This is a genomic window from Spongiactinospora sp. TRM90649, assembly GCF_029382225.1.
GTDB lineage: Bacteria > Actinomycetota > Actinomycetes > Streptosporangiales > Streptosporangiaceae > Spongiactinospora.
In genome coordinates, this window is sequence record NZ_JARLTC010000033.1 from 12,779 (window position 1) to 38,965 (window position 26,187).

At 69.3% G+C, this 26,187-nt stretch carries 31 protein-coding genes and 2 pseudogenes; 17 read left to right on the forward strand and 16 right to left on the reverse strand.

The genetic code is table 11. The features are described from left to right. The first annotated feature begins 97 nt into the window (after positions 1-97). Together P3X83_RS32355 and P3X83_RS32360 are read left to right on the forward strand one after the other, a co-directional pair. Positions 98-793: a hypothetical protein gene (locus tag P3X83_RS32355; RefSeq protein ID WP_277309103.1), complete on the forward strand. Its 696-nt coding sequence runs from the start codon at positions 98-100 to the stop codon at positions 791-793. Positions 794-923: 130 nt separating this feature from the next. Beyond that, a complete protein-coding gene (locus P3X83_RS32360; RefSeq protein WP_277309104.1) occupies positions 924-1,163 on the forward strand; it encodes a hypothetical protein in 240 nt (79 codons plus the stop codon). A gap of 29 nt (positions 1,164-1,192) precedes the next feature. Here the strand turns inward: P3X83_RS32360 and P3X83_RS32365 are convergent, their stop codons facing one another. The 3 genes from P3X83_RS32365 to P3X83_RS32375 form a co-directional block, all read right to left on the reverse strand. Beyond that, positions 1,193-2,257 (reverse strand): M20/M25/M40 family metallo-hydrolase, encoded by a 1,065-nt coding sequence (locus P3X83_RS32365; protein WP_277309105.1) that lies wholly within the window; start codon positions 2,255-2,257, stop codon positions 1,193-1,195. After that, positions 2,254-2,469, reverse strand: coding sequence for a hypothetical protein (locus tag P3X83_RS32370; protein WP_277309106.1), 216 nt, complete (start codon positions 2,467-2,469; stop codon positions 2,254-2,256). Before P3X83_RS32370 ends, P3X83_RS32365 begins: the two co-directional genes overlap by 4 nt. A gap of 1,017 nt (positions 2,470-3,486) precedes the next feature. Beyond that, positions 3,487-3,795, reverse strand: a complete 309-nt coding sequence (locus P3X83_RS32375) for a hypothetical protein (RefSeq protein ID WP_277309107.1) — start codon at positions 3,793-3,795, stop codon at positions 3,487-3,489. A 26-nt stretch (positions 3,796-3,821) separates the two neighbouring features. Here P3X83_RS32375 and P3X83_RS32380 point away from each other — a divergent pair. After that, positions 3,822-4,037, forward strand: a pseudogene (locus P3X83_RS32380) (TetR-like C-terminal domain-containing protein); the annotation flags it as partial. A 144-nt stretch (positions 4,038-4,181) separates the two neighbouring features. Here the strand turns inward: P3X83_RS32380 and P3X83_RS32385 are convergent. Beyond that, positions 4,182-5,213, reverse strand: coding sequence for an ATP-binding cassette domain-containing protein (locus P3X83_RS32385; RefSeq protein ID WP_277309108.1), 1,032 nt, complete (start codon positions 5,211-5,213; stop codon positions 4,182-4,184). A gap of 62 nt (positions 5,214-5,275) precedes the next feature. On the opposite strand from P3X83_RS32385, the gene P3X83_RS32390 reads away from it, so the two are divergent. Next, positions 5,276-6,241, forward strand: a complete 966-nt coding sequence (locus tag P3X83_RS32390) for a YafY family protein (RefSeq protein ID WP_277309109.1) — start codon at positions 5,276-5,278, stop codon at positions 6,239-6,241. Here the strand turns inward: P3X83_RS32390 and P3X83_RS32395 are convergent. The 3 genes from P3X83_RS32395 to P3X83_RS32405 form a co-directional block, all read right to left on the reverse strand. Beyond that, positions 6,213-7,067 (reverse strand): recombinase family protein, encoded by an 855-nt coding sequence (locus tag P3X83_RS32395; protein ID WP_277309110.1) that lies wholly within the window; start codon positions 7,065-7,067, stop codon positions 6,213-6,215. The two genes, P3X83_RS32390 and P3X83_RS32395, sit on opposite strands and share 29 nt — an antisense overlap. After that, positions 7,064-7,288: a hypothetical protein gene (locus tag P3X83_RS32400; protein WP_277309111.1), complete on the reverse strand. Its 225-nt coding sequence runs from the start codon at positions 7,286-7,288 to the stop codon at positions 7,064-7,066. The genes P3X83_RS32395 and P3X83_RS32400 overlap by 4 nt, the downstream gene beginning before the upstream one ends. Positions 7,289-7,651: 363 nt before the next feature. Then, positions 7,652-8,428 carry a hypothetical protein gene (locus P3X83_RS32405; RefSeq protein WP_277309112.1) on the reverse strand — a complete coding sequence of 259 codons (777 nt, stop codon included), beginning with the start codon at positions 8,426-8,428 and terminating at the stop codon, positions 7,652-7,654. A gap of 220 nt (positions 8,429-8,648) precedes the next feature. Here P3X83_RS32405 and P3X83_RS32410 point away from each other — a divergent pair, with 220 nt between their 5' ends. Next, the gene (locus tag P3X83_RS32410) at positions 8,649-8,975 is read left to right on the forward strand and encodes a transposase (protein WP_277309113.1); all 327 of its coding nucleotides are present in this window, start codon (positions 8,649-8,651) and stop codon (positions 8,973-8,975) included. Between the two features lie 111 nt (positions 8,976-9,086). Here the strand turns inward: P3X83_RS32410 and P3X83_RS32415 are convergent, their stop codons facing one another. Next, complete coding sequence (locus tag P3X83_RS32415) at positions 9,087-9,839, reverse strand: SDR family oxidoreductase (protein ID WP_277309114.1); 753 nt, start codon at positions 9,837-9,839, stop codon at positions 9,087-9,089. Then, complete coding sequence (locus tag P3X83_RS32420) at positions 9,836-10,825, reverse strand: NAD(P)H-binding protein (protein ID WP_277309115.1); 990 nt, start codon at positions 10,823-10,825, stop codon at positions 9,836-9,838. Before P3X83_RS32420 ends, P3X83_RS32415 begins: the two co-directional genes overlap by 4 nt. Positions 10,826-10,857: 32 nt before the next feature. On the opposite strand from P3X83_RS32420, the gene P3X83_RS32425 reads away from it, so the two are divergent. From P3X83_RS32425 to P3X83_RS32435, 3 genes are all read left to right on the forward strand, one after another. Beyond that, positions 10,858-11,841: an AraC family transcriptional regulator gene (locus P3X83_RS32425; protein ID WP_277309116.1), complete on the forward strand. Its 984-nt coding sequence runs from the start codon at positions 10,858-10,860 to the stop codon at positions 11,839-11,841. An 879-nt stretch (positions 11,842-12,720) separates the two neighbouring features. Beyond that, entirely contained in the window at positions 12,721-13,254 is a 534-nt protein-coding gene (locus P3X83_RS32430; RefSeq protein ID WP_277309117.1) for a VOC family protein, read from the forward strand. Between the two features lie 27 nt (positions 13,255-13,281). After that, positions 13,282-14,475: a winged helix DNA-binding domain-containing protein gene (locus P3X83_RS32435; RefSeq protein ID WP_277309118.1), complete on the forward strand. Its 1,194-nt coding sequence runs from the start codon at positions 13,282-13,284 to the stop codon at positions 14,473-14,475. A gap of 125 nt (positions 14,476-14,600) precedes the next feature. Here the strand turns inward: P3X83_RS32435 and P3X83_RS32440 are convergent, their stop codons facing one another. After that, on the reverse strand, positions 14,601-15,566 hold the full coding sequence (locus tag P3X83_RS32440; RefSeq protein ID WP_277309119.1) for a YafY family protein: 966 nt from the start codon (positions 15,564-15,566) through the stop codon (positions 14,601-14,603). Between the two features lie 50 nt (positions 15,567-15,616). On the opposite strand from P3X83_RS32440, the gene P3X83_RS32445 reads away from it, so the two are divergent. The 3 genes from P3X83_RS32445 to P3X83_RS32455 are packed head-to-tail and all read left to right on the forward strand — an operon-like array spanning position 15,617 to position 18,304. Further along, positions 15,617-16,672 carry an ATP-binding cassette domain-containing protein gene (locus P3X83_RS32445; RefSeq protein WP_346742767.1) on the forward strand — a complete coding sequence of 352 codons (1,056 nt, stop codon included), beginning with the start codon at positions 15,617-15,619 and terminating at the stop codon, positions 16,670-16,672. After that, positions 16,669-17,457: an ABC transporter permease gene (locus tag P3X83_RS32450; protein WP_277309120.1), complete on the forward strand. Its 789-nt coding sequence runs from the start codon at positions 16,669-16,671 to the stop codon at positions 17,455-17,457. Before P3X83_RS32445 ends, P3X83_RS32450 begins: the two co-directional genes overlap by 4 nt. Positions 17,458-17,485: 28 nt before the next feature. Next, entirely contained in the window at positions 17,486-18,304 is an 819-nt protein-coding gene (locus P3X83_RS32455; protein WP_277309121.1) for an NAD(P)H-binding protein, read from the forward strand. A gap of 744 nt (positions 18,305-19,048) precedes the next feature. On the opposite strand, the pseudogene P3X83_RS43380 reads toward P3X83_RS32455, so the two are convergent. Continuing rightward, positions 19,049-19,108, reverse strand: a pseudogene (locus P3X83_RS43380) (hypothetical protein); the annotation flags it as partial. Here P3X83_RS43380 and P3X83_RS32460 point away from each other — a divergent pair. Then, positions 19,091-19,234: a hypothetical protein gene (locus P3X83_RS32460; protein WP_277309267.1), complete on the forward strand. Its 144-nt coding sequence runs from the start codon at positions 19,091-19,093 to the stop codon at positions 19,232-19,234. The pseudogene P3X83_RS43380 and the gene P3X83_RS32460 overlap by 18 nt on opposite strands. Here the strand turns inward: P3X83_RS32460 and P3X83_RS32465 are convergent. Further along, positions 19,188-19,385, reverse strand: a complete 198-nt coding sequence (locus P3X83_RS32465) for a Tn3 family transposase (RefSeq protein ID WP_346742768.1) — start codon at positions 19,383-19,385, stop codon at positions 19,188-19,190. The two genes, P3X83_RS32460 and P3X83_RS32465, sit on opposite strands and share 47 nt — an antisense overlap. A 213-nt stretch (positions 19,386-19,598) precedes the next feature. Here P3X83_RS32465 and P3X83_RS32470 point away from each other — a divergent pair, with 213 nt between their 5' ends. Beyond that, entirely contained in the window at positions 19,599-20,168 is a 570-nt protein-coding gene (locus P3X83_RS32470) for a helix-turn-helix domain-containing protein (RefSeq protein WP_277309123.1), read from the forward strand. Positions 20,169-20,929: 761 nt separating this feature from the next. On the opposite strand, the gene P3X83_RS32475 is transcribed toward P3X83_RS32470, so the two are convergent. Together P3X83_RS32475 and P3X83_RS32480 are read right to left on the reverse strand one after the other, a co-directional pair. Then, positions 20,930-22,084: a recombinase family protein gene (locus P3X83_RS32475; protein WP_277309124.1), complete on the reverse strand. Its 1,155-nt coding sequence runs from the start codon at positions 22,082-22,084 to the stop codon at positions 20,930-20,932. A gap of 2 nt (positions 22,085-22,086) precedes the next feature. Next, complete coding sequence (locus tag P3X83_RS32480; RefSeq protein ID WP_277309125.1) at positions 22,087-22,335, reverse strand: hypothetical protein; 249 nt, start codon at positions 22,333-22,335, stop codon at positions 22,087-22,089. A gap of 299 nt (positions 22,336-22,634) precedes the next feature. On the opposite strand from P3X83_RS32480, the gene P3X83_RS32485 reads away from it, so the two are divergent. The 3 genes from P3X83_RS32485 to P3X83_RS32495 are packed head-to-tail and all read left to right on the forward strand — an operon-like array spanning position 22,635 to position 24,765. Next, positions 22,635-23,306: a plasmid pRiA4b ORF-3 family protein gene (locus P3X83_RS32485; protein WP_277309126.1), complete on the forward strand. Its 672-nt coding sequence runs from the start codon at positions 22,635-22,637 to the stop codon at positions 23,304-23,306. Beyond that, positions 23,303-24,106 carry a hypothetical protein gene (locus tag P3X83_RS32490; protein WP_277309127.1) on the forward strand — a complete coding sequence of 268 codons (804 nt, stop codon included), beginning with the start codon at positions 23,303-23,305 and terminating at the stop codon, positions 24,104-24,106. The genes P3X83_RS32485 and P3X83_RS32490 overlap by 4 nt, the downstream gene beginning before the upstream one ends. Further along, positions 24,103-24,765 carry a hypothetical protein gene (locus P3X83_RS32495; protein WP_277309128.1) on the forward strand — a complete coding sequence of 221 codons (663 nt, stop codon included), beginning with the start codon at positions 24,103-24,105 and terminating at the stop codon, positions 24,763-24,765. The genes P3X83_RS32490 and P3X83_RS32495 overlap by 4 nt, the downstream gene beginning before the upstream one ends. A 27-nt stretch (positions 24,766-24,792) precedes the next feature. Here the strand turns inward: P3X83_RS32495 and P3X83_RS32500 are convergent, their stop codons facing one another. Continuing rightward, complete coding sequence (locus tag P3X83_RS32500) at positions 24,793-25,170, reverse strand: hypothetical protein (protein WP_277309130.1); 378 nt, start codon at positions 25,168-25,170, stop codon at positions 24,793-24,795. Between the two features lie 266 nt (positions 25,171-25,436). On the opposite strand from P3X83_RS32500, the gene P3X83_RS32505 reads away from it, so the two are divergent. After that, positions 25,437-25,625: a hypothetical protein gene (locus P3X83_RS32505; protein WP_277309131.1), complete on the forward strand. Its 189-nt coding sequence runs from the start codon at positions 25,437-25,439 to the stop codon at positions 25,623-25,625. Here P3X83_RS32505 and P3X83_RS32510 read toward each other — a convergent pair. After that, entirely contained in the window at positions 25,609-26,184 is a 576-nt protein-coding gene (locus P3X83_RS32510; protein ID WP_277309132.1) for a TetR/AcrR family transcriptional regulator, read from the reverse strand. The genes P3X83_RS32505 and P3X83_RS32510 overlap by 17 nt on opposite strands. Positions 26,185-26,187 lie beyond the last annotated feature (3 nt).

Sequence of the window (26,187 nt, forward strand, 5' to 3'; positions counted from 1 at the left end):
CATCGGACGCCGGAGACATCACGGTCCGCGATGGGGGACGCGCGCTCCGGCGCCCCGGCGAGAAGGTGAGGGCCCTCGACGATTTCGGAGGTACGACATGAATCCCCTCATCCACACCCCGGACGCCCCGCCGGACACCGCACTCGCCGGCGCGCCGGATCCTGTGGGGCGGTTTCTGCGGAGGACCGGCGGGGTGGCTCTGATCGCCTGTCCCGTGCTGCTGTTCGCGGGCATGATGACCTGCCCACCGCAGACCTCGGACTCGACCGCGGACTACATCACCGCCCTTGCTCGCGACTCCTTCCTGACCGAACTGTCGGCGATCCTGTTGCACTACGGCCTGATCCTGGGCGCCCTCGGCGTCCTGGCCGTACCGGGGCTGGTAGGCGGCCCCAAGGGCCGGTGGCTCACGGTGGCGGGCGCCCTCGCCGCCACCCTCGGGATGCTCAACGTGTCGGGGGCGGTGCGGGACGACTGGTGGCGCATGGTCCTGGGGCAGCGGTTCGAGATGGACGTCGCGGTACGCGTCTCCGACCTCGTGGACACGGCCCCGTTCATGCCCGCGTGGAGCGGCACCGAGATCTTGGCCTTCCTCGGCCTTCTCATCCTCTGCGTCGGCCTCGCCCGCGCCCGCGTGGCGGGCTGGTGGCTGACCGCCGCCTTCGTCATGGCCTTCGTCGGGATGAGCCTCATCCCGATCCACCTGACATACGTGGCGGGCACGCTCTTCGCCCTGCTCTTCCTGCCCCTCGGAGTCGCCGGCGCACACCTGCTGCGACGTGCTGCGGCCTGACGTCCCCTGGTACCGCACCGCGCGCGGCCGCGATCACCCGGCTTGTGTGATCCACGCCCTGATTCGTGACGTGATCCTGGAGCGGTTGCGGCGGTGGCCTGCCGCCGCCCGCTGCGACAGGAGTCCGGCCATGGCGAATATGGATCAGGAGCGGCGGTTCACTGCCGTGCAGGCGGCGTTCATCGGGTTGGGGTCCGCGGGCGGCATGCTGGAGTATCTGGCGCGCGGCCTCGGCGAAGGGCACCTGGCGACCGTCGCCTCCTGGCTTCTCTACGCCACCAACGCCATCGTGACCGCGATGGTGGCGGTCACCTTCGGCAGCGACCACGTGCGGGAGCACCGGGCGAGGCCGCGGCCGCCACTTGCGTGACGGTGCGACCCCGGCCCGGATGCGCCGCCTCACATACGGGCACTCGCGTAGTTCCGCAGGAACAGGGCCTCGGTCAGCGCCATGGCGGCGATCTCGTTCGGATCCACGCTCTCGTTGGGCGCGTGGATCAGGGCCTGCGGCTCCTCGACCCCCATCAGGATGAGTTCCGCGTCCGGATAGGTGTCGGCGAGCACGTTGCACAGCGGAATCGATCCGCCCTGGCCCAGCAGGGTCATCGGCGTGCCGTAGGCCTCCCGCATGGCCGCGCCGATCGCCCGGTGGGCGGGCCCGTCGGTGGCGGCGCGGAACGCCTCTCCGGTCGCCTCGGTCTCCACGGTGGCCCGAACCCCCCATGGGGCGATGGCGTGGAGGTGCTCGGTGAGGGCGATTCGGGCGCGTTCGGCCGTCATACCCGGTGGGATGCGCAGGTTGAGCCGGGCCGCCGCCCGTGGCGTGATCGCCGCGGCCGAGCCCTGGACCGGCGGGCAGTCGATCCCCAGGATCGTCACCGCCGGTCGCGCCCAGAGCATGTCCGCGACGCTGCCGTCGCCCAGCAGCGAAACGCCGTCGAGCACCTCCGCGTCGCCGCGGAACCGCTCGGGCGGCCAGGGGCCGCCCGTCCCCTGCTCCTCCGATCCCTCGATGACCAGCTTCAGATTGACCGGGACCTCCGCCCCGAGGGCGCGCAGCGCCGTGAGATGCACGAGGATGTTCCCCTTGCAGTCGGCGGTGCCCCGGCCGTACCAGCGCCCGTTCACCTCGGTGAGCCGGAACGGCGGCGTCAGCCACGCGGCCTCGTCGAGCGGCGGCTGGACGTCGTAGTGGGCGTACAGCAGCACCGTGGGAGCGGCCGGGGCCGAGCACTCCCGGGAGCCGATCACGGCCTGGCTGCCGTCCGCGGTCTCCGCGAGGAACGTGTCCGTGAAGCCGAGCTCCGAGAACTTGCCGCGCACCCAGCGCGCGGCCCGCGCGCCTTCCTCGGGCGGAAACCGGCGCGGGTCGGCCACCGATCTGATGGCGACGAGCTCGGCGAGCTCGTCGCGGGCCTGGGGCATCAGGCCGGCGATACGCGTTCGCAGATCCGTCGTGATCATGATGAGCTCGCCTCCCCGGGTTGCTGCCATGTCGGTTTGCGCAGCCGGTAGAACAGGTACGGCACGAGCAGACCGAGCCCCAGCGCGCCGGCCGCCACGATCGCGACGTACAGCGCGGTGTTGCCGGATTCGAACTGCGATGGAGGAACGAACCCGACGAGCAGGGCGGCCAGTGAGGCGACGAAGCCGACGCCGCAGAGCAGGCCCAGCATGGGCGCCCGTTAGCCGCGCGGATGGTCCGGATGGGTGCGGCGCAGCCGTACGGCGGCCACGAACAAGCGTTCCGATGATCAGCCCGCCGCTGGCGAGGCCGGCCACGCCTTTGGTGCCTCGTGAGGAGATCCAGACCCCCGACCAGTAGCAGATCACGATGACCGCCGCGGTCCACACCCCGTTGGTGGCGAGGTCGGGGTCGATGACGTACGCCAGCGTGCTCGCCACGTATCCCAGCAGGCTGGGGTAGTAGAAGATGGTCATGGCGAACTGGCACCAGACCGCCAGGAACCCCATCGGCCGGGAGATGCCGAGGCTGACCCAGTTGTAGACGCCGCCGTCCCAGCCAGAGGCGAGTTCGGCGGATGCGAGCGACGTCGGTAACAGGAAGACGATCGCCGGTATGACGTACAGGAAGACGCAGGCCAGCCCGTAGACGGCCATCGTCGGCGAGGGGCGCAGGCTGGCCACGGAGCTGGTCGTCATCAGCGCCAGCGCCACCCAGGAGATCCACACCGGCGCGGGAGGCTTGGTCCGGGCGGTGGCCCTGGCCGCCGGGGGAGTGGGGGGCGCGTCGTCGGTGCTCACTGCCACCACATCCGCTGTGGCCGGCCGCAGGCGCTCCCGCCCGTGCCGGGATGCTCGTGCTTCGGCTGGTACATGGCCATCCTCATGCTCCTTGATGCGGTACCGCTGATCAGTGCATATGGGGCGTTCTTAGGAATAGGAGGCAATGCGCGATAGGCGCTCACCCGCGCGGGGTGAAACCCGGGGTGGCCGCACCGATGGGCCCGCTTTCGTGCCGGCCCGGGCCGGGGTTCGCGCCTCTCCGGTCACCTGTGGCGGGTGATGTCGCCCCCGACCGGCCATGACACGGTGGGGCGCACGAGAGAAGCGGGAGGTAGGCACATGTTCGGAGCTCGTAGGGTGGCCAGGCGCACGGCGCGCCGTACCGCACGTCGTGTGAGCCGCCGTCGCCGGTGACGCGAATTCAGGTGGTGGAAGCGGTCTGAGCGTCACGGCCCCCGATGCGCGTCGACGTCGTTCTCGGCGGTGGCATGCCCGACAGGGGGAACCGTCCGGAGAGTGGCGAGGACCAGGACCGCGATGACGGCCGTCATCGCGCCGGTAAAGCGGCGTCGGGCGAACAGGCCGAGGTTCAGCAGGGGGTGGGGGAGCCTGAGCTGGCGGCGCACGAACAGGAACCCGGCACCCGCGCCCACCGCGAGCGCGAGCACCGCCGTCACCGCGACGCCGTCCCTGGCGATCTCCTTCAGCCCGTGGACGAGCGCGAACACGGCGCCGAGGGACAGGACCACGCTCAACGCTCGACCGGGCCTACGGGCGCGGCGACATCCGCCCGGACACGGACCGGGGGCTCGTGCTCGACCTGATCGGCTCCCTGGTCCACTACCGCGTGCTGTTCGGCCACGCCCCGGTGGGGGACGGCGAGCTTGAGCAGGCCGTACAGGCCCTCGTGAACGGAATCGCGGTCGACTACCCGGCCCTGCTCGCGCACAGCCGCCAGGTGAGCGGAAGCGCGGGCCTGCACCAGATGCACAGCTGAACCAGCCGGTCGGCGCTCGGTCAGCGGAAGCTCTCGCGGTGGTCGCGTGCCCACTGCTGGAAGCCGCGCGGCGGGTTCCCGGTGAGATCACCGTTGACCGGATCCTCATCGACGGCCACGCCGTCCTCACCGGCACCGGCGGTGTCAGTCGTTCAGGGCGGCGGCGGTGGCCGTGCCCGTCAGCCCGGCGACCGGCCCCTGATAGAGGATCCGGCCGCCGTGCCTGCCGGGGCCGGGGCCGAGGTCGAGGATCCAGTCGGCGTGCCGGATGACGTCGAGGTGGTGCTCGATGACGACCACCGTGTGGCCCTGGTCGACGAGCTGGTCGAGGAGGCCGAGGAGGACGGCGATGTCGCGCAGGTGCAGTCCCGTGGTGGGCTCGTCGAGGACGTACAGGGTGGGGGCGGCGGTGTCGCGCAGTTCCTTGGCGATCTTGACGCGCTGGCACTCGCCGCCCGACAGGGTCGTGAGCGGTTGGCCGAGACGCAGGTAGCCGAGCCCGACGCGTTCCAGCGAGCGCAGGGCACGGCGGATGTCCTTGTCCGGCAGTCGCCGGGCGGCGTCGGCGACGGTCAGGTCGTCGAGGTCGGCGATGGACAGGCCGTCGATGCGGTGGCCGAGCACCTCGGCGGTGAAACGCCGCCCCCGGCAGGTCTCGCACACGGACTCCTGCCCGTCCATGAAGGCCAGGTCGGTGTAGATGACGCCGAGCCCCTCGCATTCGGGGCAGGCGCCCTCGGAGTTGGCGCTGAACATGCTCGCGGGCAGACCGCTGTGCCGGGCGAAGAGCCTGCGGACGGGCGTGGCGATGCCGGTGTAGGTGATGGGAGTGGAGCGGCGGTTCGTGCTGACCGGCTTCTGGTCGATCACCACTGCGGCGTGCTGGGCGAGCAGTTCCGCCGCGAGGCTGGACTTGCCCGAACCGGCGACCCCCGACAGGACCGTCAGGACGCCGGCGGGGATGTCGGCGGTGACGTTCTTGAGGTTGTTGCGGGTGGCGTTCGTCACCGTGACAGTGCCGCGGGCGGTCCGGGGGCGTTTGGCGAGCGGCCCACGGTCGCCGAGGGCCCGCGCGCCGCCGACGAACACGATGAGCCGGCCCCGAGGGATGTCCACGTCGAGCCGCTTGAGGTTGTTGGTACGGGCACCGCGAATTCGAATGGTGTGCGCAGGCATGAGACCGAACCTACGAGCAGATGTGGTCATATTCTGGCCGGGACTCCGGGGAGACTGGTGGCATGCCGGACGTCACCCAGCGCATCCTCGCTCTGCTGGCCACGCTCCAGACCGGCCGGGCGTTCACCTCCGACGAGCTCGTGGCCCGGCTCGGCGTCAGCGCCAGGACCCTGCGCCGTGACATCGACCGGCTGCGCGGCTACGGCTATCCCGTCCACACCCAGCCGGGACCCGGGGGGCACTACCGGCTCACCGCCGGCACGGCGATGCCGCCGCTCGCGCTCGACGACGAGGAGGCGATCGCGACCCTGCTCGGCCTGGCCACCCTCGCCGCCACCGGCAGCGCCGCCGAAGGAAGCCTGGACGAGGCCGCCACCCGCGCCTACGGCAAGGTCGATCAGTACCTGCCCAAGCGCCTGCGGCAGCGCGCCGTACAACTCCGCGCCAGCCTGGAGACCGGCGCCACCACCGCCCCGAGCGTCAGCGCCGACCTCCTGGCCACGCTGGCCGACGCCATTCAGCGCCGTCACCCCGTCACCTTCGACTACGTCAGCAAGGAGGGCGCTGCCACGTCCCGGCGCGTCGAGCCCTACCGCCATGTTCAGGACGACCTGCGCTGGTACCTGCTGGCCTGGGACACCACCAAGGACGACTGGCGGGTCTTCCGCCTCGACCGCATCACCGGCCTGCGAGTCTCGACCGGCACGTACCCGCAACGCTCACTGCCCGCCGAGACCGCGCTCGACTATCTACGGCAAGGCCTCGGCAAGAACCGCGAACGGGTCGTCCTCACCGTGCGGGCCCCCCTGCCGGCCGTCGCCGACGCCTTCAAACACCAGAACGCCGAGTTCACGGCAACGAGCCCCGACCAGACCCAAGTGACCCTCTGGCTCGACACCTGGCAGTGGCTCCTCGTCAACCTGGCCCTCCTCGACACCCCCTTCACCATCCACGAACCGGCCCCCTTCCGCGCCGCCTTGGCATCCTTCGGCACGCGTCTCACCGACGGCGCCACATCCGGCGAATGACGCGCGGTCGCCGTCCTACCGGTCCACCGCGGCGACATGGGTCATGGCCGTGCCGATCCGCCGGAGTCCGGCCCGGAGGGATGCGAGACCGGGAGAAACCGTGGGAACGATCAGGCCGGGGTGCTTGGTATTCGACTGAGCAGTCCGTCGTAGGCGGCGACTGAAGGCGTTGGGCGGCTGTCTGGGGGCAGGGCCGCCACGACGGCTTCCAGCTTGGCGCGCGCGGTCTGGTCGTCTGCTGTGCGGTGGCCAGCGCTTGGTAGGCGGTGGATCGGCCGATCTTGAGGGTGCGGGCGGCTTCGGTGACGGACACGCCGTCGTCGACCAGGCGACGGAGGGTGGCGAGTTCAGCGGGGCCGATAACGCGGGGCCGGCCGGTCTTCTTCTTTCCGGGGAGCCGGCGGCCTTCGGCTTCGCGGCGTGCAGCGGCGGCGATCCCGTCGCTCTGGCGCTCGGCGCGCAGCTCCAACTCGTACTCGGCGGCCGCGGCCAGGACCGCGAACATGAACCGGCCCTCCTTGGTATCCAGGTCAAAGTTCTCGGTCAGGGAGACGATCTTGACGCCACGGCCGCGCAGGTCGTTGACGGTGGTCAGCACGTGCGCGGCGGTGCGCCCCCAGCGATCGGACTTCCAGAACTTCACCGTGTCGCCCTTGCCGGCGATCTCCAGGAGTCGGCGCCATTCGGGCCGGTCGACGCCGTGCTTGCCCGACAGCTTCTCGGTGAACATCTGGTCGTAGCCGGAGGCCTCGATCGCGTCGATCTGGAGCTGGGGGTTCTGGTCGCGGGAAGATACCCGCACGTAGGCGAGGATGCGGCCGGTCACGGGTGTTCGGACGCGATCTCGATGGTCGGCACGTCTTCGGGTGAGAGCCGGTCGATGAGGAGGTTCAGTTCGGACAGCCACCGGGTCAGGCCGCCCTGCCAGGAGGAGAAGTAGAGCACCGCGTCAGGGTCGTCTTGATCGAGTAGCAGGGCATACCCCTCCTCGCCGTTGACCTGGGCCCGGAAGATCTTCGGCCGCTGGCCGTCGTAGGTGAACGTCACGGGGGCTCTCCGTCCAGAAAGGTCTACCTTTCTGGACACCTTAGGGGGGTATCACTCTAGGGGCTCTGCCAAGATTCCCGTGGTGACAGATTGTGCCGTTCCATCAACAATCTGCTGTTCCGGATGAGACCGTGAACGGTGTGCAACCGTGACATGGTGAACATGCTCTTCCCGCACCTGGCCGCGGTGGAGATCGAGCAGATAGACCGCCAGGACGGCCAGATCCGGGCGGAGGCCCGCACACGAGGCGACCCGGTGTGCTGCCCCTCATGCGGGACGGCCACGGGTAAGGTGCACGGCTATCACCTGCGGCGCCTGGCCGACCGCCCGGTGAACGGGCTGCCCATGGTGATCGAGCTAAAGTTACGACGCTTGGTGTGCATCAACCTGGACTGCGCGCGGCAGACCTTCAACGAGCAGGTGCCGGGCCTGACCAGCCGCTACGAGCGTCGCACGCCCGGTGCAACGGCATTGGTGATCGCGTGCGCGCTGGCACTGGCCGGGCGAGCCGGAGCCGCTCTCCTGTCCACGATCGGGTTCATGCTCAGCCGCACCAGCGTGCTGAGCGCCCTGATGGCGCAGCCGGAGCCGCCGCCGGCCGTCCCGGCGGCGATCGGCGTCGACGACTTCGCGATCAAACGAGGCCGGCGCTATGCCACCGTCATCATCGCTGCCATCACGCATCGCCGCGTGGAGGTGCCGCCCGATCGCCTCGGCGCCACTTTCGCCCACTGGCTGCAACAACATCCTGAAGTCCAGCTCATCTGCCGGGACCGCTCGACCGCATACGCGGCCGGTGCCCGCGACGGCGCGCCGCAGGCGGTGCAGTGCGCCGACCGCCGGCACCTGCTCAAGAACCTCAGCGAGGCCATCGAGAAACCCGCCCTGGCCCACCGTGGCTGCTTCCGCGACATCGCCACAGGCCAAGGCCGCGACGAGGGTCCTACCGTACGGCGCACCCGCAGCCGGTATGCGGCCATCCACGCCCTGCTGGGCCAGGGCCTGGCGAACAACGAGATCGCCCACCGGCTCAACCTCGCCTTGAACACCGTCAAGAAGTACGCCCGCGCCCCACGGGGTGAGCAGCTGATCGGCGGCACGAAACGAGGTACCACGCTGGTCGACCCGTTCCGCGACCACCTGCGCAGCCGCCGGGCCGCCGAACCCGGAGTGACCGTATGGACCCTGCTGCGGGAGATCAAGTCGATGGGATATCGAGGCGGCTCCACCCTGCTGTACCGCTACCTGGGCCAAGGACGTGCCGAAGATGCCCAGCCGCCGCCCTCACCCCGCCGCATCGCCATCTGGATCATGACCGACCCGGCCCACCTCAACCCCGGCCGCGGCACGCCTGCAAGAAGTGCTGAACAACTGCCTGGAGCTGAAGCAGGCCGCCGAGCACGTACGCACCTTCGCCGACCTGCTCACCCAGCGCCAGGGACACCGGCTGGAGGACTGGATCGCCGAAGTCCGCGCCGGCGATCTCCAACCCCTGCGCTCCTTCGCCGAAGGGCTGCTCATCGACCACGACCACGACGCCGTCGCCGCCGGACTCACGCTGCCCTACAGCAACGGCCCCACCGAGGGCGTGATCAACAAGATCAAACTACTGAAACGGCAGATGTACGGGCGAGCCGGTCTCGCCCTGCTCCGAAAACGGATACTTCTCACCATCGCCAGAAACTGAGCGTTACCACGGGAATCTTGGCAGAGCCGCAGAGCCCCTAGAGTGATACCCTCTGCAACTGCGTGTCCTCATACCTGAGCTGCCATTGGAGGGTCTCACCGCGCAATCGGTTCAGGTCACGGCCAGGCCTCCGTCGACGACCATGTTGGTTCCGGTGATGTAGCTGGCTGCTGGGGAGGCGAGGAAGGCGACCAGATGTGCGACCTCGTCATCGGAGCCGAACCGCCCGAGGGGCAGTGTGGCGGCCAGGGTGTTCTTGAAGGTGCTGAGCGCGTCGGCAGATAGGTCGAGTTTGTTGTGGGCGGGGGTTTCGATCGGGCCTGGGCTTACCGCGTTGACGCGGATCCCGCGGGGCGCGAGGTCGACGGCGAGCGAACGGACGAGGGACAACTGCGCGCCTTTGGTCGCACTGTAAACCGACAGATTGGGGCTGCCCTTGTCGGCCATGACCGAGCTGGTGAAGATCACCGAGCTACTGTTCCGGAGCAATGGCAGGATCTTCTGCAACGTGAAGAGTTGGCCCTTGACGTTGATGTCGAAGTGCTCGTCGTAGGTTTGCTCATCGAGGGCGTCCAGGGGCGTGAACCGCACGACACCGGCGTTGAGGAAGGCGACGTCGACTTTGCCGAACCGCTGCCGGAGTTCGGCTGCGACCTGCTCAGCGTCGGCGATCGAGCGTGCATCGGCGCGGAACACAACGATGTCGTCGGGCAGCGTGCGTCGGGCGGCAGCCAGGGTGTCCGGATTCCGGCCGGTGACGAGTACCGCGAATCCCTGTTCGTGCAGCACGCGGGCCGTGGCAAGGCCGATACCGGTCGTGCCGCCCGTGATGAGCGCGGCACGAGGGGAGTCGGGCGCGATCACGTCGCGCTCACGTGGTTGGTGGTGGGGCGGCGCCATGCGTCGGCGGCGCCCGCCGCGTACTCGGCGAAGGTGGTCGCGGGTCGGCCGGTGACGGCGGCTATGTCGTCGGTGACCACGCCGAACGCGCCGGTGGTCATGGCTGCGACAAACAACTGGGTCACGTACTCGGCCTGGTCGGTCGGCATACCGGTGGCGAGGAGAGCGTCGCGGATCGTCTGAGGGCCGGACTCCACGTAGCGCACCTGCCGACCGGCAGCGACCGAGATGTGGTGGGCCACCTCCGCGAGCGTGAGTGCCTCGCGTCCTGTCAGCGAGTACGCCTTGCCGTCGTGGCCGTCCTCGGTCAGCGCCACGGCAGCCACCGCCGCGATGTCGTGGGTCGACACGTAGCTCACCAATACATCCCCACCCGGCATGGCGATCTCGTCACGTTCCCGGATGGTCGCGTCGAGGTTGGACCAGTGCTTTTCGGAGAAGTTCTGCATGAACGTGCCCGGCCGCAGGATGGTGCTCGGCATCCCGGCCTCCTCGACGACACGCTCGATGCGACGCAAGGGGTCCTCTGCGGGCGCCTGATCCACGCCGAAGGCTGACAGCAGCACGACTCGCCGTGCTCCGGCCACCGCCGCGGCGTCGAGGAGGGACGCGACCTGCTGGGATTGGTGGGTGGTGATACCGGAGAGGTTCGCGGCGACGACGTAGACCGCGTCCACCTCCTTCAGCGCGGCTGCATAGGTACTTTCGTCGGACCAGTCGAAGTGCACTGGTTCGACGTGGGCATCCGCCGGTGCGGGGTTGCGGCTGGCCGTACGCACGGTGACGCCTCGTGCGGCGAGTTGGGGTACGAGGCGGCGGCCGGTCTTGCCGGTGGCGCCGGTGACCAGGACGGTCGAGTTCATCCGATCCTCCGGTGAGTGGTGCTGGTGGACGACTCGACCGTATGACCCACTATTGAGCGCATCAATGACAGTTCCGAACGAAACCATATCCAGTTAGCTCAACCGCTACGGTGAATGGCATGACCGCACACGCACCTGCCCCGCCACCCGCTCCCGCCTGGCCGGGAGACGTTGTCGCTGACATCGTGGCGGACGTCGTGGCCATCACCCGGCGCGGCAGCACCGTCTACGGCCGCAACCGCTTCCACGCTCCGTGGGGTATCGGCTTCCCGGCGGGCGCGATGGCCAGTGTCCACGTCGTCACCGCTGGAGCGTGCTGGCTGATCCCGGACGGCGGCGAACCCATCCACCTCACCCGCGCCGACGTGGTCCTGGTGCCCTCCGGGCTGGCGCACGCGCTCGTCGACAGACCCGGCCGGCCGGTACGGCCGGTGGAGGAACTGATCGGAGGCCCACTCGGGCAGGCGACACCGACAGATCTGGTCATCGACGGGGACGGCCCGCTGACCGGGCTGCTGTGCGGCGCGTTCCTGCTGGACTCCAGCCCCAGACACCCGATCACCGCCGTGCTGCCACCCATCGTCCACATCGCCGCCGGGCAGGCCCGGGGCACCGGCCTGCCCGCCGCCCTCGACCTGCTCTCGGCCGAAGTGGAGCGTTCCGGCCCCGGCGCCGCGGCGGTCGTCGCATCCCTGCTTGACTTGCTGTTCGTCTACATCCTGCGCGCCTGGATCGCCGAGCAGCACAAGGAATGCCCAGGCTGGGTCGCAGCGCTCTACGATCCCGTCGTCGGAGGCGCGCTGGCACTGATCCACCGTGACCCGGCCAATCCCTGGACCGTGCCGTCACTCGCCCGTGCCGTCAGGGTGCCGCGCGCCACATTCAGCCGTCGCTTCACCACGCTCACCGGCCAGGCACCCATGGCCTACGTCACCTCCTGGCGGATGACAGTCGCATCCCGCCTGCTGCGTGAGGAACAGGCGCCACTGCGGGAGGTCGCGCGGCGAGTCGGCTACGACTCCGAATTCGCTTTCGCGCGAGCATTCAAGCGGACCGTCGGCCACTCCCCAGGCCAGTACCGGACATCAGCCAAGGCGAACTAGGAGTGCCGGGTTGGGTCGGACCGTGGCGCCCTGCCGTGATTGCTCACAGTGGGTTTCCCCGGCCCGCCCGCCGCACCCGGCGTGCGCGTCTCCACGCACCGGGCGCTCCACGTGCCTTTCCCGCTGGTCAGGTCCCTGCGGGTTCGGTGCTCCAGAGGGTCGGGATCTTGGCTCTGCGGTAGCGGTAGCGTTCGATTTTGACCGGTGACGCGCCCGTGAGAGCGGTCCCCTGGTGGGCGATGGCGGCCGACAGCCAGGTGTGCCGTTGGTATTCCTGGAGGGTTCGCCACGTTACTACGGCACGGGGTGTGGGGACTATTTCCACAGAGAACAACGCTAAGGGCTTTCCGCACGTCAGGGGTCCAGCATCGGATCCATGACGAACTCACCTCATGCATGCGACCGCTCGATGCTGGAGACCGATCTGAAGGCCATCCATGCGAAGGGGGTCCCCGGGCTGCTCACCGTCGGCTACGGCTCGGCCGATCGCACCTCGGATGTGTCGCCGCCGGAGTCGAAGTCTCCGTCGGCGTCGTCCACAAGACCCTCGCCGACGCTCAGGGCGCCGCCAGGGCCGCCGAGGACAACCCCGGCTGACCAGCCCGACCCACTCTGGAGGAGAGCGCCGTGCCGCTGCCGCAGATCCCGCTCGACGACCCGCGCGTCCTGGCTCTGGCCAAGGCCCGCCAGCAACTCGCCCACGAAGGAGCCCTCTGACCGACAAGGGGTCCGGGGACCCTACTCGCGACGGCCGTAGTTCCCTGGCCGGAGCCCGAACCGCGAACTGTCCTTGGCCATGATCCAAAACCTTGATCAAACCGAGACGTCGGCCCCCCTATTGCGGCAGGAACTGACCGCAATCATCTCTAGCCTCGCGGCATGGAGATGACTAAGCAAGATCCCGAACCTCGGGGTGAGAATACCGTTAACGGATTCGTTGTCGTTGACGGAGGCGCGCCTTTCATTGACTTCCTCGTCGCTGTCTTCGATGCGACTGAGCGGGAGGAAGCCCGCACCCTTGACTTCTACGCCGGAGACGGAACGCTGATCCACGCCGAAGTCAAAATCGGCAACTCGCTGCTCATGGTCGCCGACCGTAAGGCCGGCTGGCCGTTCACCCCGGCCCTGACCCAGGTGTACGTCGCCGACCCCGACGAGACCATGCGCAGAGCGGTCGAACGCGGTGCGACCGTCGTCACTTCGGTGTCCCCCTTCTACGGCGGGTACGGCATCGCCCGGTTTCTCGACCCTTGGCACAACCTGTGGTGGCTGTTCTTTCCGACGGCGGAAACCAGTCCGGCGGCCCAGGAAGAGTCGAGCTGGGAGGAATCCGCTGAACCCGGCCCCGTATACACGACGCTGCTCGAGACGATGGTCACGCTGGCCGACCCCTGTGCTGGTGGCACCGGATAACCTGTCCCTCCTCGCCAGGATGGCCCCATGCGCTTGGTAACCGATGAGGAGCGCCGGGCCCGGTTGGGCGTGCGGCACGCTCTCGCCCCCACGGCCAAGGCGGTCTCTCCGGAGGAGGCCGCGCGTGCGGTGGTGTGTCTGCACGCCACCGACCCGCCGAGCGTGCACCTGTCCTGCTGGGCACGGGTCGACGCGCTCGACATCGACGACGTCGAACGGGCGCTCTACGACACACGTTCCCTCATTCGACAGCAGTCGATGCGCGAGACCCTGTTCGTGTTCCCTCGCGATCTTGTTCCGGCGGTGTGGGGAAGTGCCTCCGCCCGGGTGGCCGCAGCCCATCGCAAACGACTGGTCAGGGACCTCCAACGCTGGGGGCCGGCTGCTGAAGGGCAGGGAGCCGCATGGCTCGCGACTGCGGAGGAGGCGGTGCTGGCGCACCTGGCCGACGGCGTGCCGCGGTCGTCGAAGCGGGTACGCGAGGAAGTGCCCGAGGCCGCCGGTTTCATCGAGCAGGCTCCGGACAAGCCCTGGGGAGGACGAATCGCGATCGCTCCGCGAGTGCTCACCCAGCTGAGCCTGGACGGCGCGGTGGCGCGCGCGGCCAACGCTGGAGCCTGGTACACGAGCCGCCCGACATGGACGACGACACAGGCGTGGTGGGGGGACGAGGTGCCCGAGGCGCTTGCGGCGCGGCAGGGCTATGCCGAGTTGGTGTCCCGGTGGCTGTGGTCCTACGGTCCCGGCACCGTCGACGACCTCGCTTGGTGGTTCGGCGCCACCAAGTCCGCAGTCCGCACCGCGCTGGACGACATCGGCGCGCAGCGGGTGTCCCTGGAGGACGGCTCGGTCGGGTGGCTGCGCCAGGACGATCTCGCCCCGGTCGTCGCCGCCGAGCCGTGGGTCGCGCTCCTGCCGTTGCTCGATCCGAGCGTGATGGGCTGGAAGGCACGCACCTTCTACCTCGGCGCGCACGCACCCCAGTTGTTCGACAGTGCGGGCAACGCCGGGACTACCGCCTGGGTCGACGGACGCGTCGTCGGCGCATGGGTGCAGGATCCCGGCGGTGTGGTCGAGCTGCGCCTGCTTGATGACGATGTCCCCCCGCAGGCCCGCGAGGCGTTGGCGGCCGAAGCGCGGCGGCTCAGCGCGTGGCTCGACGGCCAGCGGGTGTTCGCCGTCTACCCCTCACCGGCCATGCAGCCCGGCGCCGGGCGTTGACGCAAAGGGCCACGGGTGGGCCTGGGGCCTGGGGCGGTGCGTGTTTCCTCCGTGTGCGCTGCTCCGTGTGCGCTGCTCCGTGTCGGCGCCGCCCGGTTCTGCGCCTCTGAAGACCGTTGCGCGGGTCACGGGGGCTCTTGGGCGCCGGCGGTGAGGCGTCGTCCCCAGGCGCGCATGTAGGCGATGGCTTCCGGTGGGCCGTGGACCACAACGGGGGCCTCGAGCGCTCCGATGCAGAAGGTGGCCCAGTCCAGAGAGTCGGTGGCGATCTCCACCCGGCACGAGGTGTCGTCGATGGGTTCCACCGTCCCGTAGTGTGCGATCTCCTCCCGCACCCGTTCGGCCGGGGCCCCGACCGTGGCGCGGACGGAATACCTGGCGGGCATCGCCCTGATCCGGGCGCGCACGTACTCGACGGGATCGTCGGCGGGCAGGGGGCGGGGGGCGAACGTCGTGCCGGTGCGGCTCGCCTCACCGATGCGGTCGACGCGGAAGGTCCGCCAGTCGGCCCGGTCGAGGTCCCAGGCGATGAGGTACAGGCGGTTCTCGACGCGGACGATGTGGTGCGGGTTGACTGTCCTGGCCGCGGTATGACCGGTGCGGGTGCGGTAGGCGAACTCCACCGTCTCGGTGTCGCGGCAGGCCAGGGCGATGGTCGTCAACGAGGCGACATCGGTGATGTCCACGCGTGCCTCGGGGTTTCGCGCCGCGACGGTGACGGCGCGGAGGCTGTCGATGCGGCGTCGGATCCGCACGGGAAGCACTTGGACGATCTTGGCCATGGCGCTCAGCGCGGCGTCGGCCGACATCGGGGAGGGACTGGAAGTGATCTCTTGGAGCCCCATGACGATGGCGGCGGCCTCGTCCTCGCTGACTACTAGGGGCGGGAGCGAAGCGCCGGGGCTGAGTTGGTAACCGCCGCCGGTGCCCCGTGTGGCGGTGATCGGATACCCGAGCTCCTGGAGACTGTCGATGTCGCGGCGGAGCGTGCGCTGGCTGACGCTGAGGCGGCTCGCGAGCTCGTGGCTGGGCCAATGGCGCCGGTTCTGCAGCAGTCCGAGGAGTTCGAGAACGCGGGTGCCGGTCGACATGAGCCCACTCTAGGACCACTTGTGGACATATAGCGGCCACAAGCCCAGTGATGATGGGAACCGCCATCGAAGCGGAATGGAGCGTACGCCGACACATGATCAGCACTGCCAATCTGTCCCGGAGTTTTCGGGCTCCCGACGGCGAGGAGATCCGCGCCGTCCGGGGCATCAACCTCTCCGTGGCGCACGGGGAAACGGTCGCCGTTCTCGGCCCCAACGGCGCGGGCAAGAGCACGCTCATGCGGATGCTCTCGACGCTGCTCCCACCCACGGGCGGCACCGCGCGCGTCGCCGGCTTCGACGTGCGGACCCAGGCTCCGCTGGTGCGCGAGCGCATCGGCTACGTCGGCCAGGGCAACGGCGCCGGGCACACCCAGCGGGCCCTGGACGAGGTCGTCACCCAGGGCCGCATCTACGGCCTCGACCGGGCCGCAGCCCGCGCGCGAGCCGCCGAACTGCTCTCGGTGCTCGGTCTGGAACAGTTGGCGCGCCGCAAGACGCAGGCGATGAGCGGCGGCCAGCGGCGGCGCCTCGACCTGGCGATCGGGCTGGTGCACCTCCCAGCGTTGATGTTCCTGGACGAGCCGACGACGGGCCTCGACCCGCAGAACCGCAACAACCTCTGGGACCACGTCATCGGGATGCGGCGCCGCAGCGACATGACCGTAGTCTTCAGCACCCACTACCTGGAGGAGGCCGATCAACAGGCGGATCGGATCGTGATCATCGATCACGGGCGCATCATCGCCGAGGGCACGCCGACCCAGCTCAAACAGCGTCATGTCGGAGACCGGCTGACGCTGGAAACAACCGACCACGCTTCCGCCGAGCGCCTGCGTGGGCTTCTTGCGGCGATGGACGGTATCGGGACGGTGACCCGGCAGGGTGATGCGGTCACCGGGCAGGTCGCCGACGGCCGCGCGGCACTGCCGAGCGCGATCGCCGCCGCCCGGGACCAGGGGATCACCGTGGTCGCAGCCGACACCCGGCTCCCCACGCTCGATGACGTGTTCCTCGAACTCACCGGCCGGAGCCTGCGCGACGCCGGCGGGCGACCCGCCACCGGCACCGAGGACAGCGACCGGACACCGCAGAAGGCCGCATGAGCACCATCACCCCACCCCGCAGGCGCAACGTCGCAAGCGACATCCTCATCGTGATGACCCGCGAGCTGCGCCCCGTGGCCGGTGACCCGTTCTCCCTGGTCGTCGGACTGATCCAGCCTCTGTTCTTCCTGCTCCTCTTCGGGCCCCTGATCGTGCACGACACGACGACCGGGACCACGCACCAATCCCCGTGGGCATGGTTCGTCCCGGGGATCCTCGTGATGACCTCGCTCTTCGGAACGGCGGGGACCGGATCCAACCTCCAATACGACCTCCAGGGCGGCTCGCATGAACGCCTCCTGGTCACGCCGTTGGCGCGCTCGTCGCTGTTCACCGGACGCGCGCTCAAGGAGTTCGTGCCGCTCGTCGTCCAGGCCGTCGTGGTCGTCCTGATCATGGTCCCGTTCGGTTTCCGCCCCGATGCCGGCGGCGGCGTCCTGGGCCTGGTGCTCCTGGGTGTCCTCGGCGTCGGAATCGGGTCACTCAGCTACGCACTGGCCATCGCCGTGCGCGAGCACGACTGGATGTTCTGGACCGTGCACCAGACGGTCCTCTTCCCGCTGATGATCCTCTCCGGGATGCTGCTCCCCCTCGATGAGGGACCGCAGTGGATGCGCGTCCTCGCGCAGTTCAACCCCCTCACCCACGTCGTCGAGGCCGAACGCGACCTCTTCGCCGGACAGATCGCGACCCCCGACGTCGGCTACGGATTCCTCGCCGCCAGCACGACCGCCGTCCTCGGCTTCGTCCTCGGGCTTCGCGCCCTGCGCGCCAGCACCGACTGACAACACCCGTACGAAAGGACCCACCACCATGCGCATCCTCGTCACCGGAGCGACCGGCCAGGTCGGGCGGCACCTCGTCACGCAACTCCACGAAGCCGGACACGACGCCCGCGCCCTCTCCCGCATCCCCGCCAAAGCCGACCTCCCGACCGGTGTCGAGGTGGTGGCGGGCGACCTCACCGATGCCGCCACGCTCGAAGCAGCGTTCGAAGGGATCGACGCGATCCACCTGATCACCTTCGGCGGCGACCACGACCTGACCAACGGCCCCGAGATCATCGACCTCGCCGCACGCCACGGCATCACTCGGGCCACGGTCCTCGGCGGCTGGTCGCCCACCAGCATCGAAAGCGCACTAGAGTCCAGTGCGATCCGCTGGACCCTGCTGCAGCCGGCGGAGTTCATGTGCAACGCCCTCGAATGGGCCGACGAGATCCGCTCCCAGGGCACCGTGTCCATGCTCGCCACCTTCCCCAGCGCGATGGTGCATGAGGCCGACATCGCCGCCGTGGCCGCCACCGCGCTCACCCACGAGGGCCACGAGGGTCGGAACTACCCGATCACCGGGCCCGAAGCCCTTACCCCGGCGGAACGCAGCCGGATCATCGCCGAGGCCACCGGGCAGGACATCGCCTTCGTGCACCTGAGCGAGGACGCGGAGCGCGCCCGGCTGCGCGGCTACGGATACGACGAGGACTACGTGGAGTTCGGAATCCAACTGGCCACGAACCCGCCCGAGGCCAGCGGTGTGGTCCTGCCCACCGTCGAGGACGTCACCGGCACGCCCGCGCGAACCTTTGCCCAGTGGGCGCGGGAACACGCTGAACGGTTCCGCACCGCGCCCTGACCCGCGCACCCATTGCTGACGCGCGGAAAGTCCTAAGCGTTGTTCTCTGAGGAAATAGTCCCCACACCCCGGCACGCGCGGCTTTGAGGTTCCAGCGCGGTGGGCTTCCGTTCGCCGTCGCTGCGTATCCCTGAAGCCGCTTTCCAGGTCGCCCAGTTGTCCGCTCACGAGCCGTGGATGACGGGCACCTTCGTCGGTGCGACGAGGGAAACCTGTGGCAGGTCACTCGCGACTGCCTGAACGACGCGGGGGCGGGCGGGAGCCCGCCCCCCCGCGATGCCGTACAGCCCAGAGGCCAGGCCCTGTCACCGAGAGGGTGAGTGGTCATGACGTATAGGACCCTGCGCCTGGCGTCCACCGACGAGGGCGTGCTGAGCGTGACGATGGACGCGCCGCCGATGAACCTGATCGGGCCCGAGCTCGTCCGCGACCTGGGGTGCCGTTAAGAAACGTGCGATAAGCCGCCAAACCGCTTTTGACCTGCGCTGATGGTCTTGCACGACTCGAACTCTAGAGCTGCGGTAGGCCCCTCACTCGGTAGTCAATGAATGCGCTGATGCCCCCTTTCCCCCAAGTGTGGCCTCAGCCGCCAGGTAGCTTGCCCGGCACGGCCAGGGGAGCCGGTCAATGGCGTCTACGGGGCGGCGCGAGGTGCTCGGTGACCTTGGCGATGGCCTCGGCGCCCGGTTTGACGTAGCGCATGGCGGTGCGGGGGTTCTTGTGGCGGGTCTTGCCCATGATGAGCTGCAGCGGGATCTCGGCCTCGCCGAGGTGGGTGGCGGCGCTGTGGCGCAGCTGGTGCAGGTCGAGCCCGGCGTGCGCCTCCAGCAGGACGCGGGCGCGGTCGTAGCCGAGGCGGGCGCGGCCGGTGTGCGGGTAGATGTCAGAGGCGGCCGGCCGCCGGGCGGGGACCGGGCGCCGATGCCTTGAGCGTCTGGGAGTGCACCACCACCGACCCGCGCTCCACGTGCCAGTACACCAAGATCCCGCGGCCGCCGTAGCGGGAGTGCCACTCGGTGAACAGGTTCTGATTCTTAGCGTAGCTACCCGTCAGTAGAGTCCCGGGCCCCCTCGACACCACCCGCCGCTACCCCCTGCCTACCCACGTCGGCCTCGAAGACGCCGTCAGCCATCTCCTCACCGATCAGTAGGGCCCACCGCTGAACTGGGCGAACACAATCGCGTGTAACTGGCTGCACGAGTCCTGCCGACACCTCGCCTACCAAGGACGTTGTCATACCCGCACCAGACATCTACGCTATTTCGTAATTATGGAATAGCGTAGGAGGATGCGATGAGCGAGGACCAGCTCGCCGATTTTGAGCGCCGGATCGCCCACCTGGAGAGTCGAATCGACACAGCCGCCCCACGACGCCTCCCGAAGTCGCCGTCCCTCACCACGGCAGCCACCAGCATGCTCCGCCAGGCGAAGGAGGAGAACAGGCTCGGGACGGTGGGCTATGTCGGAGCAGCACGGCTGGCCGGCGGCGAGAACCTCTGGGACAGGCAGCTTGCTCTCGCCGAGTTGCTGTCGGCCGATTGGGCGCCAGTGGCCGCCATCCTGGAGTCCCTGGGCAGCCGGCCGCGGCTGGCGCTGCTCGCCGCGCTCGTACAACAGGGCCGGTGCACCAGCATCGACCTCCAAGAGTCCCTCGGCGGAGACTGCGAGCAGACCACGAGCGGCCAGCTCTATCACCACCTGCGCGCGCTACAGAGCGCCAGGCTGATCACACAACGGAGGCGCGGCGAGTACGAGCTGGCACCTCAGGCCACGATCCAGGTCCTCACCATCCTCGCCGCCGCGTTCGACCTGGCCAACGACCCCCCGCTGGGCCCACCGGCCGATCTCCCCAACCCGGAATGACCAAGCAGGCACCAAGTCGCATGGACGTGCGGAGGCCGTCCAGCAGCAGGCCACGCAGGTAAAGCAGGCCCCTGGGCCGCTGATCGGAGCGGACCAAGGGGGACTACCGCAATACGAGGCCGCGCCCGCCGCCATCAACCAGGCGCCGGCCGCGATCACTCTGCTGTACGCCCAGACCGGACTGCGCATCGACGTCAAGCGCGCCCGCTCCTCCGGGTCCGGTGAATCCGACGCCCAGCGGCCGACTCGACCTCCCGCGTGAATCCTGAATCGCCGATGCGGCCCGCTGCGCGGCGGCCAAGGTCCCCGGTCATGTGACGGAGATCGGTTCAGAGACCACCACCGGGCGGGCCGCCTGTGCCGATGGGCGCCCCGCCCGGGCCTGCGGCTACAGCCGGTGCGACCGGCGGGTCACCCCCACCGGCTGCGGCGGCAGGAGTGAAAGGCCGGGCCTGATCTTCCGGGTTGGGCCGCGTGCCGAGGTTTGCGCACAGCAGGATGGTGGATCAGCTCTGATCTACCGCGACCCCGTCCATGACCTAGAAAAGAGGCATGCATGGGCAGAGCCGGCGACGCCGAGCGGTTCGCCGAGCTGACCCGCGCCGAGATCGGCAAACGGGTCCGGGTCCTGGCCCACCGGTAAGGCAGCTACCACCAGCCGCCATCTGTGACTTGGTCCCAGGTCAGTGCCCCGCGAGGGCCGCGTAGGCAGTGGAGCGGATGCCACATTGGCAGGGGCCAATGATCAAGGTAACCGCTGGTCAGAAAGTTGGAGTCGCGCCTGTTCCGCCCACGTGCCACCGGGCGTCCTCTTCCCGCCACTGACGGCGGGTCTCCGCAAGCTGCTCGCTGGCACGCCGATGCATCCCGGTGCCGATCTGTGCCATCTCGTCTCGGATGCGTCGCGCGCCGCCCTCATCGTCGGCGGCGAGCGCAATGTCGTGGGCGGCCTGTAGCTGCGCTATTTGCAGTTTGTCGGCCTTGCCTAGGGCCTCGTACGCGGTCGAACGGCCGATCTTCAGGGTGCGGGCGGCCTCGGTGACCGAGACGCCATCATCGACCATGCGGCGTAGGGCAGCCAGTTCGGCGGGCCCGATCGCGCGAGGCCGTCCGGTCTTCTTCTTGCCGGGCAGCATCGCGCCGGTGGTTTCGCGGCGCCTGGCAGCGGCGATGCCCTCCGCCTGGCGCTCAGCGCGCAACTCCAGTTCGTATTCGGCGGCTGCGGCCAGGACCGCGAACATGAAGCGGCCCTCCTTGGTGTCCAGGTCGAAGTTCTCGGTGAGACTGATGACCTTCACACCGCGCTCGCGAAGCTCGTTGACGGTGGTGAGGACGTGCGCGGCGGAGCGGCCCCATCGGTCGGACTTCCAGAACTTGACGGTGTCACCGGCCTTGGCGATGGTCAGGAGCCGCTGCCACTCTGGCCGGTTGGTGCCGCGCTTGCCCGACAGCTTCTCGGTGAACAACCGGTCGTATCCGGATTCGGTGATCGCGTCGAGCTGGAGCTGGGGGTTCTGGTCGCGAGAGGAGACCCGCACGTAGGCGTAGGTGCGTCCGTTCTCGGTGACTTGGTCGCGGTCAGCCTGAGTGAACAAGGCGGAGCAGCCGGGGCGTCGGCAACGCAGGGCCTCACTGACGTCGGCGGCGTTCCAGACCAGCCCGTCGACGTCCAAGGGGATTCTGGTGGGGTCGCACGCTGCGGCTTCCCACCCGCTGGTTGTCCCGGGGTGTCCGGTCTTCATTTCGTGGGAGACCACCATGACGTGGACGTACTTGTCCTTGGTGGTGTCGGGCTGCTCGAACCAGGATGCGTCGCGCATCGCGGCCCGAAGGTGCCCGTCGCCCAGCAGCGGTGTGCCGTGCCGCAGGCCTGCGATGTCGTCGGGCCACTCGACGGGGTCAGGGTGGCGGGCCACGGTTACATCCATCCCCAGACCGCGCGAGCGAACTCCCGCATGCCGCGATCATCTACGTCAGGGCCGTACAGGTCCAGGTTGTGCAGGACAGTTGCGATATGAGAGCACAGCCCGTCGAGCGGGCGTTCGTCGTCGGCGTGGTCGTACTGCCATAGCGTGAGCCGGTGGGCGAGCTCGGCGTCCCCGTGGGCGGGAAGATCCCATTCAACATCGCCGCGGAAGGCGGCGATGGCCTCGCGGGTGAACTCCATCGGGTCACCGCCCCTTTGTGACGTAGTTGGGGTGGAGGCCGAGTTCCCGGGCCAGCTCCATCATCGCCTCGTCGGCCAGCTTGCGGAGAGGCTCGCTCGCTGACACCTCGGTGTAGATGTAGCCTCGTCTTCCTCGGCGAACGTCACGGACCGTCCGGAAAGGTATACCTTTCTGGACACCGTAGCGACCAGGCACGATGCCGTCCAGAAAGCTCCGTCCGAAAAGACGGTGTGCGTCGGGTCCGAGGCGTTACCGGAAACCACGGCGGACATCAGCCGGGATCGGAAGAATCGGCGGCGTGGATCAGTCGCACGACAGCCCATCAGCCGATGTCGTGTTCCAGATGCGGGTGGTGCTGGCCGGGGTCAGCCCGATGGTGTGGCGGCGCCTGCTGGTCCCCGCGTCCACCTCGATCGCCGATCTACACGAGACCTTCCAGTGCGCGTTCGGATGGAGTGATGAGGGCCTGCACCGCTTCACCGTCCACGGGGTGGAGTACGGGTGCTGGCGGCCCGGCTCGGCGGGGTTCTCCACCGACGCCCGCCGGGTCGCTCTGGCGCGGTTCGGCCTGCGGATAGGGGAGCGGTTCACCTACGACTACGACTTCTTCGCTGGCTGGCGGCTGGAGGTGCGGGTGGAGCAGATCCTGCCCCGCTCACCACGCCGCCGGTACCCGGCCTGCACCGGTGGCGCCCGGCAGGCCCCGCCCGAATCCTGCCGCAGCGTCGAGGAGTTTCTGAAGTTGCGGATGCGCTGGCCTCTGGTGATCGTGGCAGGCCGTCTCGCCGGCTTCCTCGACTGCGGCGATGACCGGGAGCGGGCGGCGGACTTCCTCGCCGAACATCGCGACGAGCTGACCGCGCTGACCGGCCTCGCCCGCCTGGACGACTTCGACAAGAACGCGCTCAACACCGCCCTGCACGCCCTCGACCCGACGACCATCCGCCTCCCGGACGACGAACCCGCGTGAAGATCACCGTTCAGCTCGTCATCGACGCCCAGGACGGCACCCTGCCGACCATCGAACACGTCACCGCGATCGCCCGCGACGACCTCACCATGGCCACCGCCGGGCTGGCGCTGAGCGAGGCGCACGAGGTGCTGTCCGGCATCCAGCACCACCTGGTCGCCGCCCACGTCCAAAAGGCCGTCGACACCGCGCGGCATTGCGAACAGTGCGGGCGGGCCCGTGCCCGCAAGGACACCCGGACGATCGTGCTGCGCACCCTGTTCGGCACACTCCGGCTGGATAGCCCGCGCCTGAAGGCCTGCCTGTGCGCCCCGTCGAACACCACGGCGGCCGCGACGTTCAGCCCCGTCGCCGCCGCGCTGCCCGAGCGCACCACCCCGGAGCTGCTGCTGTGGGAGGCCAAGTACGCCGCGCTCACCTCCTACGGCACCGCCGCCACCCTGCTCGCCGAAGCCTTCCCGCTCGGCCGGCCCCTGCACGCCACCACCATCCGCCAGCAGGTCGAGCGCACCGCGACCCGCCTGGAAGACGAGCTCGGCGAGGAACGGTTCAGCTTCATCGACACCTGCCCGGCCGATCTGGAGGCCATGCCGCGCCCCGACCTGCCCCTGGTCGTCGCCCTGGACGGCGGCTACGTCCACTCAGCCAACCAGACCTCACGCCGCGACGGCTGGTTCGAAGCCGTCACCGGCAAGAGCACCCCCACCGGCGGCGGCCCGCCAAGACCTTCGCCTTCGTCCAGACCTACGACCACAAACCCAAACGCCGCCTGTATGAGCTGCTGCGCTCCCAGGGCATGACCGACAACCAGCAGATCGTGTTCCTCACCGACGGCGGCGAGGACATCCGCGACCTGCCCCGCTACCTCAACCCCCAAGCCGAGCACTACCTCGACTGGTTCCACATCACCATGCGCCTGACCGTCCTGCGCCAGGGCACCCGATCCCTGCCCGCGCCGCCCGCCGACATCGAGGACTTCACCGTCGACCCCGACCAGACCGACCGGACCCTGGAGCGGATCAAGCACTATCTGTGGCACGGCAACACCTTCCGCGCCCTGGACCTGCTCACCGACCTCGTCGAAGACTACGAACTCCTCTGCGCGAACGAGCCCGACGACAAGCAACGTGCCTTCTCAATCCGGCTGAGCGAGTTCCGCACCTACATCGACCGCAACTCCCGCGAGATCCCCAACTACGGCGAACGCCACCGCAACGGCGAAGCCATCTCCAGCGCTACCGCCGAAGCCACCGTCAACCACGTCATCAGCCGCCGCATGGTCAAGAAACAGCAGATGAGATGGACACCCCGCGGCGCCCACCTCCTCCTCCAGATCCGCACCCGCGTCCTCAACCACGACCTCGAAGACGACTTCGTCCGCTGGTACCCCGACCCGCCCAAACCGATCAACCGCTTCCCCGGCAAGCAGCCTGACCCGCATGGTTACCGTGTCGTCTAGGCGTCACACCGTGACGCCTGCCGAACGCTACGGCCGTGCGCGAGCACGCAGCTCGGCCAGCCACGCGGGCACCTGCCCGGTCCGCTCCCGCCACGCCGCCGTACGGCACCGCGGCGAGCAGTACACCGCATCAGCCCGCTTGCGCAGCCCCACCCACCACCACTGCCCGCACACCGGACACCGCGCCTTCGGCCGCTGCGCCCGCAGCTCCCCGGCGGACGGCCCCCGGCCGATCCCGAGCACGGCCAGCTCGGCCACCGCCGCCGCGTACACCTCGCGCGAGCGCCTGAGCTTGCGCCACTGCTCAGCCCGGCACGCACCCGAGCAGAACCGCCGCGAGGCCCGCGCCCCCTCCGGCAGCGCAAACTCGCAGTTGTCACACCGCCGACCACCACGCCGCCCCATACCCCCATACTGCAAGCCCCCCGAGCGAATCCCCCGCTACCCCGCCGCCGGCCTGATCGTTCCCACGGTTTCTCCCGGTCTCCGGATGGAAGGCCGCGCGCACATGGGTGGCCGGAGTCTCCAGCGCCGTGCCGCTCCGAAGAGATCGTGATCAACGGGCCCAGTGCCAGCGGGAGCAGGCCCAGGTAGGGCAGGGCCGGTCCCGGCAGAAAGGTGGCGCCGAAGGCCGCGGCCAAGGCTACGGCCAAGATTCCCAGGAAGCCGAGATGCTGGCCGGCCACGACCTGAGCCGCCGCGCCACGATGTCCGGTGCCTCGGGCGAGGAACAGCGCCAGGAGCAGGATGTCGTCGATGTTGGTGACGCGAATAATCCCGCTGCCTGCCCGATGGTGCTCACGTTCACGGTGAGATGTGCCCTTTCGCGTGATCGCAGCGCGGTCAGCGGGTGGCGCTGAGCTGGTCGAGCAGCAGGGTCAGGCGGGCCTCGCGACCTGCGGCGGGGAGGCGGCCGCCGCGGGACAGGACGATCAGCCCGTGCAGGGCGCTCCAGGCGACCTCCGCCAGGACCGCCGGGTCGCGGCCGTCGGCGAACTGCGCGACTCCGGACAACAGCGCTTGAAAGCCGTCCCGGAGCGGCTCCGGGGTGTCGTCCTGGCCGAACGGCAGGTCCACGGCCATCGTGAACATGGCGTCGTACAGCGTGGGGTTCTCCTCGGCGAACGCCAGGTAGGTCCTGACCAGCCCCTCCAGCGTGGCCCGCGGCTCGCCCGTCCGAGTCGCGGCGCGCAGGCGCGCGGCCAGTTCGGCGAAGCCCTCCAGCGCCACCGCCGCGACGATGGCGTCCTTGCCGGCGAAGTGGCTGTACAGGACCGGCTGGCTGTACTCGATCTCGTCGGCCAGGCGGCGGGTGGTCACAGCGTCCCAGCCTTCGGACTCGGCCAGCTTGCGGGCGGTCTTGACGATCAGGTCGTGGCGCTGGGCGCGTTCGCGTTCTCTGCGCTGCTGTGTGGACACCCT